At 57.5% G+C, this 9443-nt stretch carries 18 protein-coding genes; 7 read left to right on the top strand and 11 right to left on the bottom strand.

Features of this window, described 5'->3' with window-relative positions:
- Positions 1–983 precede the first annotated feature (983 nt).
- From QTA58_RS23960 to QTA58_RS23935, 6 genes are all read left to right on the top strand, one after another.
- Complete coding sequence (locus tag QTA58_RS23960; RefSeq protein WP_289671214.1) at positions 984–1211, top strand: hypothetical protein; 228 nt, start codon at positions 984–986, stop codon at positions 1209–1211.
- Entirely contained in the window at positions 1198–1752 is a 555-nt protein-coding gene (locus QTA58_RS23955) for an N-acetylmuramoyl-L-alanine amidase (RefSeq protein WP_289671213.1), read from the top strand. Before QTA58_RS23960 ends, QTA58_RS23955 begins: the two co-directional genes overlap by 14 nt.
- Positions 1753–1774: 22 nt before the next feature.
- Positions 1775–1987 carry a hypothetical protein gene (locus tag QTA58_RS23950; RefSeq protein ID WP_289671212.1) on the top strand — a complete coding sequence of 71 codons (213 nt, stop codon included), beginning with the start codon at positions 1775–1777 and terminating at the stop codon, positions 1985–1987.
- Between the two features lie 120 nt (positions 1988–2107).
- Positions 2108–2281 (top strand): hypothetical protein, encoded by a 174-nt coding sequence (locus QTA58_RS23945; protein ID WP_289671211.1) that lies wholly within the window; start codon positions 2108–2110, stop codon positions 2279–2281.
- The gene (locus QTA58_RS23940; RefSeq protein ID WP_289671210.1) at positions 2281–3060 is read left to right on the top strand and encodes a hypothetical protein; all 780 of its coding nucleotides are present in this window, start codon (positions 2281–2283) and stop codon (positions 3058–3060) included. Before QTA58_RS23945 ends, QTA58_RS23940 begins: the two co-directional genes overlap by 1 nt.
- Positions 3061–3062: 2 nt before the next feature.
- A complete protein-coding gene (locus QTA58_RS23935; RefSeq protein WP_289671209.1) occupies positions 3063–3350 on the top strand; it encodes a hypothetical protein in 288 nt (95 codons plus the stop codon).
- Between the two features lie 112 nt (positions 3351–3462).
- On the opposite strand, the gene QTA58_RS23930 is transcribed toward QTA58_RS23935, so the two are convergent.
- Positions 3463–3630: a hypothetical protein gene (locus QTA58_RS23930; RefSeq protein WP_289671208.1), complete on the bottom strand. Its 168-nt coding sequence runs from the start codon at positions 3628–3630 to the stop codon at positions 3463–3465.
- Positions 3631–4695: 1065 nt separating this feature from the next.
- Here QTA58_RS23930 and QTA58_RS23925 point away from each other — a divergent pair.
- Positions 4696–5217, top strand: a complete 522-nt coding sequence (locus QTA58_RS23925) for a hypothetical protein (protein WP_289671206.1) — start codon at positions 4696–4698, stop codon at positions 5215–5217.
- Here the strand turns inward: QTA58_RS23925 and QTA58_RS23920 are convergent.
- From QTA58_RS23920 to QTA58_RS23875, 10 genes are all read right to left on the bottom strand, one after another.
- The gene (locus QTA58_RS23920) at positions 5190–5462 is read right to left on the bottom strand and encodes a hypothetical protein (RefSeq protein WP_289671205.1); all 273 of its coding nucleotides are present in this window, start codon (positions 5460–5462) and stop codon (positions 5190–5192) included. The two genes, QTA58_RS23925 and QTA58_RS23920, sit on opposite strands and share 28 nt — an antisense overlap.
- A 251-nt stretch (positions 5463–5713) precedes the next feature.
- The gene (locus QTA58_RS23915; protein ID WP_289671204.1) at positions 5714–5920 is read right to left on the bottom strand and encodes a CsbD family protein; all 207 of its coding nucleotides are present in this window, start codon (positions 5918–5920) and stop codon (positions 5714–5716) included.
- 71 nt (positions 5921–5991) lie between these two features.
- Entirely contained in the window at positions 5992–6147 is a 156-nt protein-coding gene (locus tag QTA58_RS23910; RefSeq protein WP_289671203.1) for a hypothetical protein, read from the bottom strand.
- A 511-nt stretch (positions 6148–6658) separates the two neighbouring features.
- The gene (locus tag QTA58_RS23905) at positions 6659–7417 is read right to left on the bottom strand and encodes a hypothetical protein (protein ID WP_289671202.1); all 759 of its coding nucleotides are present in this window, start codon (positions 7415–7417) and stop codon (positions 6659–6661) included.
- Positions 7396–7911, bottom strand: a complete 516-nt coding sequence (locus tag QTA58_RS23900; RefSeq protein WP_289671201.1) for a hypothetical protein — start codon at positions 7909–7911, stop codon at positions 7396–7398. The genes QTA58_RS23905 and QTA58_RS23900 overlap by 22 nt, the downstream gene beginning before the upstream one ends.
- Before the next feature lie 57 nt (positions 7912–7968).
- On the bottom strand, positions 7969–8154 hold the full coding sequence (locus QTA58_RS23895) for a hypothetical protein (RefSeq protein ID WP_289671200.1): 186 nt from the start codon (positions 8152–8154) through the stop codon (positions 7969–7971).
- Between the two features lie 189 nt (positions 8155–8343).
- Complete coding sequence (locus tag QTA58_RS23890) at positions 8344–8517, bottom strand: hypothetical protein (RefSeq protein WP_289671198.1); 174 nt, start codon at positions 8515–8517, stop codon at positions 8344–8346.
- Positions 8518–8591: 74 nt separating this feature from the next.
- Positions 8592–8780, bottom strand: a complete 189-nt coding sequence (locus QTA58_RS23885) for a helix-turn-helix domain-containing protein (RefSeq protein ID WP_289671197.1) — start codon at positions 8778–8780, stop codon at positions 8592–8594.
- A gap of 49 nt (positions 8781–8829) precedes the next feature.
- Entirely contained in the window at positions 8830–9060 is a 231-nt protein-coding gene (locus QTA58_RS23880) for a hypothetical protein (protein WP_289671196.1), read from the bottom strand.
- Positions 9061–9148: 88 nt separating this feature from the next.
- Positions 9149–9439: a hypothetical protein gene (locus QTA58_RS23875; RefSeq protein ID WP_289671195.1), complete on the bottom strand. Its 291-nt coding sequence runs from the start codon at positions 9437–9439 to the stop codon at positions 9149–9151.
- Between the last annotated feature and the right edge of the window lie 4 nt (positions 9440–9443).

Here is a 9443-nt window from a genome sequence, read left to right as displayed (position 1 = left end):
GAGCCTTCTCTTTTCCGGCGACAGAGAAGCCTCGTCGATCCGTTACCCGCGCCACATCGCTATGGCTTCAGAGCCGAGATTGAAGAATTGTCGGATATGCCGCCATGATCGCAGGGGTCGAGAGGCTTGCGCGCGAATGGGTGTAACGCAACTGGCCTCCGGCCACGGCCCGGAGGTGTTGAACTCACGGGCCGCAGCATATTCCATCCGCCGCGTGGCCGCCTCGTTCCAATGGGCTGCGCATACACCTTGAGTGGACAAGGGTAACTGCCTACCTCGAATATTCACCATGGCATATTGGTGGTTGACGAAAACGTGATCGACCCCCTTAATTTCACTGGTTTGAATGCGCCCTTCAGCTGGGGGCTCCAAGAAAATACCCTGCTTACTCCGGAGCTCTTGGCCCTGGACTAACTGGCCCGCCTCTTGATCCACCGAGAGGCGGGTCTTTTCATACCACTTGCGTTTGCCTTTGCATTAGATGTCGTAGGGCTTAGCGGTTGGGACTGCGAAATACGACAGTTACAGTATTCCGACCGCTCGGCAGAGATCACCCAGAACATGCGGGATCACGCCGAGGACAATGGCAGAGAGAAGTGCTCCGATGGCGTAAGGTGTCAAGTCTTCCGGCATTCGGGCTCTCTAACTTACCGATTGATGGCCTCAATCACAATCCAGACCGGGACGGCGACGGTACCTACGGCGATAGCAAACGCTGCTGACATCTTGATCATGGAGGCTCTGCGAGCTTTCCGCGTATCCCACTCGTACAGCAACAGCCGCTCCTCACTCCGGTTGTGTCGAGCAGTGAAGCGTGCCTTGGGGAAGGAGTCGAGTGCATATTTGCAACAATGCTGAATTAGAAGATGCGAGAGGTCGGCGCGAATGGGCGAAGCAAACCGGGGCTCCGACTACGGCTCATGAAGGGCAGCCTCATCCAACCACTGCGTAATCGCGCCGTTGCTTCGAAATCGGAGACATCGATGAAAACGACCGTGCAGGATCTGCAGCGGCGCTTGATCGCGCTCGGCTTTCCGCTTCCCAAATTCGGACCGGACGGCGATTTCGGAGCCGAGAGCATCGCCGCCATCAACAATGCCCTCGATGAACTTGCCATGTGGCGGGACGTGGGGGAAAAGGAGGCTGCCAAGGAGCACCCTGGCCATTCTCGACATCGCAGGTACCGGATCCACAACCGTGGCCGGCGCTAGGGCAAACCTCGATCTTGGCCAGCCCATTCCCGCAGACTGGATGCCCGACGCGAAGATATCCCGCATCATCTTCCACTGGACGGCCGGCCAGAACAAGGCGAGCGATCTGGATCGTGAGCATTACCATATCCTCATCGAGGGTGACGGGAAGCTCGTCCGCGGCAAGCCCTCGATCGCACTCAACAGCGAGCCGAAGACGAAGGCCGGATATGCCGCCCACACGCTGAACTGCAACACCGGCTCCATCGGCGTATCGCTCTGCGGCATGGCAGGAGCGGTGGAAAGCCCGTTCAATCCCGGCAAGCAGCCAATCACCCGCATGCAATGGGAGGCTCTGACGAGCGTCCTGGCGCAGCTCTGCAAGCGCTACTCCATCCCGGTCGACCGTAAGACGGTCCTCAGCCACGCCGAAGTCCAGCCGACGCTCAAGATCACCCAGAAGGGCAAATGGGACATTTCCCGGCTTCCCTTCGATCCCTCCATCCAGGGCGCAATCGCCATCGGCGATCAGATGCGCGCCATGGTGAAATCCCGCCTCTAACCTCACGACAAGGAACGACCTTATGAAACGCACTGCGATCCTCGCAGCGGCGGCCGTCGCGCTGTCCGCATGCACCACCACCGGCTCGATCGATACCGCGATCAAGAACAACCTGCCGAAGACCTGTGCCCTGATCCAGACGGCGCACGCGGCATTCGTCGCCGCATCCGCCTCCGGCAACATCAAGGCCCCGACCATCCGCAGGAGGCTGCCGCCTACGAAGGCGTGCAGGTGATCTGCGACGATCCCGAAAGCGTCACGGCCGCAAACGCTCTTGTCGTCGCGGCCACGGCATACGCGACCGTCTCTCTCGCCCTCAAGGAAGCCCGTGCGGCTCAGTAAAGGAGAACCACCCATGCAGAAGGTTTCGAAAGCTATCGCGGCTGCCGCCGGCGGCGCACTCACCGGTACGGCCGGTATCCCGTTCATGCCGGATGATACGCCCTGGTACGGCTATCTGGCGCTCTATGCGCTGACGATCGGCCTGCCGGCACTGCTGACCTACTTCGCACCGAAGAACGCGTCGTAATGCGGCTGGCGCTCGACCTTTCCCTCTCCGGGCTCCCCGTCGTCCTCAACGGCGGCGGGGCGCCCTACGATCCGATCGCCGCGCTCGGGGCCAATCTCCTGTGCTGGTGGGATGCGGATCATGCGGATCTGATCACACGGGCTGGTGGTTTCGTCTCCTCCTGGGCCGACCGGGTCACCGGCTTTGCATTGACCGCGGCCGGAGCGATGCAGCCGCAGTATCTGCCTACCGCCTTCAACGGGCGTCCGTCCGTCGTCTTCGATGGTGTGGATGATGTCTTGACCGGATCAGGCTTGCCGCCCGGCGTTCCGAGCGGTTCGAACCCTGTCCGCATGTTCGTGCTCATCGATCAGCAGGCCCTTGCGACGGACACGACGCAGAACCCGCGCCTTGCATTTGCCTATGGTGGCAATGTCGCGAATAGCCGCCGATTGCAGCGTCTTGCCAATACCGGCGTGAACCGGGGCGAGGCATCGCAGGGGAACGGAACGTCAGGCGTGTCGGCCCTCAACCGGGATGTCGATCTCACCGGCCGCCACGTCATGCAGGCGATTATTGCGGCCGATAGCGTCAGCGTTATCGTCGACAATGCGCCTGTCGTCACGACCGCTGTCACCCCAGCAACAAACACGGACCGGACCCGCATCGGTGGCTCGACCGCCAGCCCCACGAGTTCAAACTACTGGCTCGGTGGCGTTGCCGCTGTCCTCATCTGTGCTTTCAACACGCCGCAGGTTCAGCTCGACGGGCTGCACGCGTGGCTCATGTCACGGAGGTAAAAGTGGCGAACAAAGTCGTTATCTTCCCCGAGGGGAAAGAGGCCGAAGCCCGCGCCTATGCGGCCTGGACCGATCAGCACAATCCTTGGACGCCGGAGCCACCCGCCGACCCGACAGGATCATGGTCTTACGTGCGCAACGATGCGTTCGGGCAGTGGGTCGTTCCGTTCCTCGGCGACCCCTTCGAGTTTCCGGTTGGAACTCCATTCCCGGAGCCGGAAGGCGGCGAGGCCATGCGAGCGGATGGTGTCTTGCACGACTATGCGATTTGGCCGCCGGAAGAGCTTTAGGGAACTTGCCTCAGTTCAGCCATCGAAGGGTTCGCCGCGTCACGAGGACGGTGATCTTAAAATTCGGCGTCTCTTAATGCTCGATCGAGTGATGACCAAGTGCATTCATGTTTCAGGGTAGAAAATACCAAAGTAGCGTGGCCACAATCATCCCGGCGACGAAGCCTTGCAGACGATGAATGTGAGGTGCCCATTTCATGGCATCCTCATACTGGCTGATAGTCGTTGCCAACCTCGCCACGTCATCTTCGAAGCGCTTCTCCACATCCAAGTTCTTCATATCGATCTCGTTGATAACGTCTCGCGAGTGCTAACGAAGTAGAGACGGACGACAATGTCGCGCTATTATAATTTCCGAACTATACTGCCATATATTTGCGCCTCGGTCGATATTTCATTTGGTCCATGAGACAGGAACATCCGACCTCATCCCGAAAACAGAGCGGCCGGGCTCACACTAGCCCCGGCCGCCAGAACTCCGATACCTGCGGCTTCGATGGCTGGCGGCAGAAAAGCTCGTTAGTCGTTTGATCACAACTCCCAGTCAACAGAGAAAATAAAGTATCAATCCGGAGGGGACTTTGGGTGATCCGCCAGTCGTCTCCGGATCACCCAAAGCGTTTGAACCTCTCCAATAGGGTCGGAAACAAAGGAGAGGGGCGAATTCTACGCTGCCGTCGGCTGGGTTCAACTTGTCCGAAAGCAGTAGCTGAGGTGCCGCGAGAGCTGCGGATTTAGGATGGGCACATGTTCTGGAGAGAACATTGCTCTCGCGGCTCGTCTCGAACTCTGAATGGAGCATCTGGTTCCCGCCACTTGATGCGAGCGGTGGCTTTTCTCCGAGCCGGGCAATGCGTTTGACGATTCTGCCACCAATGCTTAATTTTTTAGAATGATCTAATAAACTGGGAACCGAAAAGAACGAGCGCCGAACGAATCATCTACAAAGGCTAATGTAACTAGCAATTTCAATTGGTTCTTATACATCTTTTTGTATGTGATAATTAGGTAGTCACTTCAACCGCATCGATGCACTTGCCGGCGCGAGGCAATGGCCTTCAAATCCAGGCCTACAGGTGCTTTCCATCGATGTCGTCATCCCAACCACTGTCGCGTTGCAGATATGGGGATGAATCGTTGCCGCCTGGAGAAAGCGGCCGGAGCTCCACGTTCCGGCCGCTGCGCTTACAAACATGTATCTCACCACGTGCAGGCAAGCGGCTTCAATTTATGGGCAAGGGAGAAGACGTCAACGGGTCCGGCAGCCCGCAATGATTGCCGTCCACGCTTTTTGAATTTCTCGAATGCTGAAAGGGCATGGGGACTGATGGCAGGGAATGACGACATGGCAAACGGAAACGACCACCGCGTTTATACAGATGCCGTCACGGCACAGCTCGGGGAGCGGGTCACCAACCTTGGCCGCCGGCAGACCGACATGGAATCGGAGATGCGGGCAGGCTTCAAGGCGATGGAAGCTGCGGTCACCTCATTGGCGAATGAGACGAGGGCGTCGATCGCGGCCCTGTCCACGAACCTTGCCGAGAGGAACAAGCCGCAATGGCAGGCGCTCGGCGTGGCCCTGACCTTTGCCGCCATGCTCGGCGGCCTTGCATATCTGCCGATCCGGGAAGCCACCAGCGATCTAAAGGCGAGCGTATCAGCGTTGGGGAGCAGGGTAGTCACCCGCGACGAGATGGAATGGCGCACCGCGCGCGCGGCGGAGGATCGGGCGAGAACCGATGCCGGTGTGAAAGAGCTTCGCGATGCCCAGGTGCCCCGCGCGGAGCTCGACCGCATCCTGCTTTATCTGGGAGAGCGAATTGACCGGATCGAGCGTCAGCGGCTGTCGCAGGCGGTTGAATGAACGGCGTTACCATCGGTAAAGGCTCCGTCTTTCCCGTTAGGTGTACATCCCAGCATCGACATCAATTGATGTTCGTCACGGACGCCCATCTGGATAAGGTCGAAGATGTGGGATGCGACAGAGACTGCTGCGGCAGTGTTCTTTTCTAAGCCCCGTTGACGACATGCTGCATCGAAAACGAGTTGCAGCAGCGCCAATTCCTCCGGTTCAAAGACGGCCGTAGACGTGAGATGACGCGTAAACATGGTATCTCGACCCCCGAAAAGTACTCAACATCAGCGTCTTACGAGATTTTTGCGGAACGGCAATATCAAATGATATTTCCCGAGGTCAGTGAATTATTGGGATAGTGATTGGAGCAGGACGGAAGGAAACGCTTGAGGGTAACGGGAAGTTCGTCAGAGAGATGCCCCGAGCTCCCGGCAGTTCCAATCAACGGGGAGTGAGCCGTTCATAGGCGGGGTAAGAAAAGCCCCGCCGGAGCGGGGCTGATACGTCAATGGAAGTTCTGACGACCATACCAGTCGTCAACATCCTTGCGGGTGCGATCCTTCTCATAGCCGTATCGTTCCTGGATCTTGCCCTCAAGCTGATCGCGCTTGCCGGCGATCTGGTCAAGGTCGTCATCGGTGAGTTTACCCCACTGTTCCTTGACCTTGCCCTTCATCTGCTTCCAGTTACCTTCAACTTGATTCCAGTCCATGGCTAGTGTCTCCTCCTATTGTTCAAGGAATAAGCTCCTAACCATCAATTCGCGGAAATGTTCTCACGATGCTATTCCAGCTTCCGCTTCATCGCCTTCAGCAGCGCGTCGAGTTCCGCATTATTGACGTTCACCAGCATGAGGTTGTCCGCGACCTCGATGATTGCCGCCAGGACTTCCGTTTCGTCCCAGCCGACCTGCACTGCTTCTTCGATCAGATCCTGCAACGGTATCTCCACTGCCATCTGGCAGAGCAGGTGGCGGTTCTCTTCGTCAGGGGGAGGTGGGGGAGGGATGTCGCTCATCCAGTAGAGGATAGAGCGTGCCGATCAGTTATCTAGGCATGGGCGGGCGATTGCAAAGCCCCGCCGGAGCAGGACACTCAGCGGGGCCTCTGGAGCGCTGCGAAAGCTTCCCAAGACTAAGCGCGCGCGTCCTGGTTACCCGAACCCGCCGATCCGACAGATGTTCCGTTCGGCGGGTCTCACGCTCTGATGAACAGGCATCCAGCCAATAGAAAAAGCGCGCTCGCCTGCATGATCCACATCGGCCATTCTTGAGCCATTGTTTCCTCCCTTTTGGGGGGGAAAGGCTCAGGGAAAAGGATCGTTCCAAATGTCTGGCGGAACAATGCCGCGACTGCGGGCTTGTGAGTGATTGGAAGTTTGGCAGAGACTTTGCAAATGTTTGGCAAAAAGAAACCCGCCGGAGCCGGCTCAGGTTTTAGTAAGATTTCGATTAAGCGGCTTTCCGGTAGTCTTCCAATGAAGCCTTGGCGGCAACAACACTATCGGCGGATGACGACAGGATTTGTCGCATCGGGGCATCTGTCCTGTCATAATCAGAAAGAACGATAACCGTTCTCGGTCTGTCGAACATAGCAGAGATATCGCCAATCTTCATATGAGCGAAGGCTATCGAGGGCGGGGCGGGGGTCACAAATTCGAATACCGCTTCAACTCTGTTAGCAGCGATAACTGCAGCGTCAACTTCCCATTCCTTGGATGATCCGCGAACCGCAGCGTCAAAAACAGCCCTGTCGCCGAACGCCTCGGTGATCCGATTCACGAACAGTTCTCTCGATGCTTTTATTTTTAGTCGTTCCATCGCCTGAATAGTTCTGTCAACCGCCGATGAGGAGGCATTCGCGATTATGGCGACAGCGGCCGGCAATTGATTACGGCGAACCTGGAGAATGAAGAAAGAGCGCTGATCATACTCGACGGAAAACCGCTTTGCGACCTCGGACGCTATCCTGGCAAATACATGAAGGCCGCCGAACAACTCGGCATTTAGATTGGCTTGGCCATCATCAGACACGAAGAAATATTCTCCATCGTGATCGATCCTGACTACGACCGACGAACCATTAGGATAATTCACTGCCGTGGTGATGAACGCCGACCGCCCCTCAATCATGGCATACGAAAGGGATCGCGCTACCTCATCGGCAATCGATTGCAGATCATCGGCGTTTAGACCAATCGACGCGACCATGGCGGCGGTGGTACCTTTTCAACATCAGGGCATTTCCATATTGCCCCGCAGAAATGAAGATAGTCTGAAAAGGAATCGATGTCATCCGGTAACGGCACAGCCGCGCCGGCAGATCCCTGCAAGAATATAGTGACGCCTCTTTCTTTATTCAAATCAAAAGGATGCCACCGGTCTTTGTACGTCGCTAAAGAGTGCGGGGCCGGAACCCACATTTGATTTCGATGGTCGCTTCGAGGTCTCCACTCCGCAGGATTTAACCTCAGCCGTCGCGGGCCAAGCGCCGGTATAGCCACCTCGATATGCCCGTACACATCAAGTTCCCATACATCTGCCGGCGTCGCAAACCGGATAGAAACGCCGCCGCCTAGGATGCCGTTCAGCCTGACTGCGGCGGTCCAGTACAATTTTCCTGACGGGCGGCTCGTGACCAGAGCCCATTCTGGCAAGCTATCGAGAGTTTTCGGAGCTGCATCGATTTCGGTCAGCCGCTCCATAACTGCTTCTTCGTCCGATGCTGACAATGCCATTAATGCGATGCGCCCCCACGCTGACTATTCGCCGCCGCCTTGTTTTACCCGCTCCCATTCTTCCGCCGATAGCGCGGCCTCAAGGATGACATCCACCTCCGGCAGATAGCTTTCCCACATCGGCCGGCCTTCGAACATGGTATTCTCCGGAACGCCGTTGAAGCGGCAGAGCGCGCGGGCGGCACGTTCGCGGGGAGGCTTCGTCTTCACTGCAGCGCCTCCCCATCAGATTCCTGATCCCCCGAGTTCAGCAAATCCACCACCGCGTCGGCCTTGTCGAGCTTGAGGCCCGCGCGCGGCTTCCCGCCGATTGATACCGTGCACCCGGTCTCAGTGTCGAATATCTCCCAGTGTCGTATCCGTCCTTGCGGAGGTCGAAGCGATGGTTCCGGGAAGGTATCATGTTGGTTTGGTGTTCAGCGTGCTGGCCAGCTTGTCGGCTTCCATCATCGTAAGCCCTGTTGTGGCTATTCCGTCGATGACCGCAAGCTTGCAGGTCGCGACGTCAAAGACGGACCATTTACCGCTACCGGCGCGACGTAACGCAAAGATGCTCCCTTGAGGCGTAGTCATGAATCTCCTCCACGGTAGCCGCCGTCTAGTTCACGTCGGTTCATCAGGTGAAGGTGACAGGATGCACCCGGGAGTCAAGCTTCCGCTTGATCCTCGAAGGCAATGACATCAACCGCGCGTACTCTTAACAGCTTCCCTCCAACCTTGAAGGCAGGAAGGTGACCATTGCGGATAAGGTTGCGGACATGCCGCTCCGAACACTGCCAGCGATGGGCCAGCATCTGCGGGCTGAACACCTTAGGCTGAGAACTATTGTTTTCCATATACCCTCGCATCGAAGACAGGCGGTCAAAGGTGCACGCCTAGGTCAAGCTACAGAGCAAAATCGTCGGGAAGGGGCTTTCTTCGTGCTTTCCATCTCGCTAGAGCCGCCTCTGCTTCTTCTTCCCGTGATAGCTTCGGGACGATCATCTTTGGCGGTCTGAATGGCATCACGCGCATAATTGTGCCATCGCGTTCGAGTTCGACGGTTACGCCTTCAGAGTTCGCCACTTGGGCCATGCGCTTGAGTTCGCCTGCGGAGATCATCGGCTTTCTGGTCATGAACACAAGCTGCCAAAGCTCCGGTTCGAAAGCAATATCTCACTTGGAGGGGGCCTGCTCCGGCGACATGAAGCGGCAGCGGGTGGGGTTACCGTCGTTCAATTTTTCTTAGCAGGTTCAATGCTTCTCGGGTGTCGCTGCCCTTCGAGCGCACCCGTGATTTGCCGGTAACCATCCCGATCGATGATCCGGAGCGCCATCGGCTTGCCTCCAGGATCGCGTCCACATCCTCCGCCGTCAGGACCATACGATTGCCGAGGACCCGGCAGGCGCCTATCTCCCGCGCCTTTGCCCGCAACCGTCGAGGCGACCAACCGAAGTGGGCCGCGACTTCCTCCGGGCTGAACACTGCAGGTAGCTCGCGTTCTTTGTCCTTCATCTGT

Source organism: Neorhizobium sp. CSC1952, from assembly GCF_030378245.1.
GTDB lineage: Bacteria > Pseudomonadota > Alphaproteobacteria > Rhizobiales > Rhizobiaceae > Neorhizobium > Neorhizobium oryzae_A.
Note: the sequence above shows the minus strand (reverse complement) of the source record. Positions and strands in the feature narration are given on the sequence as shown.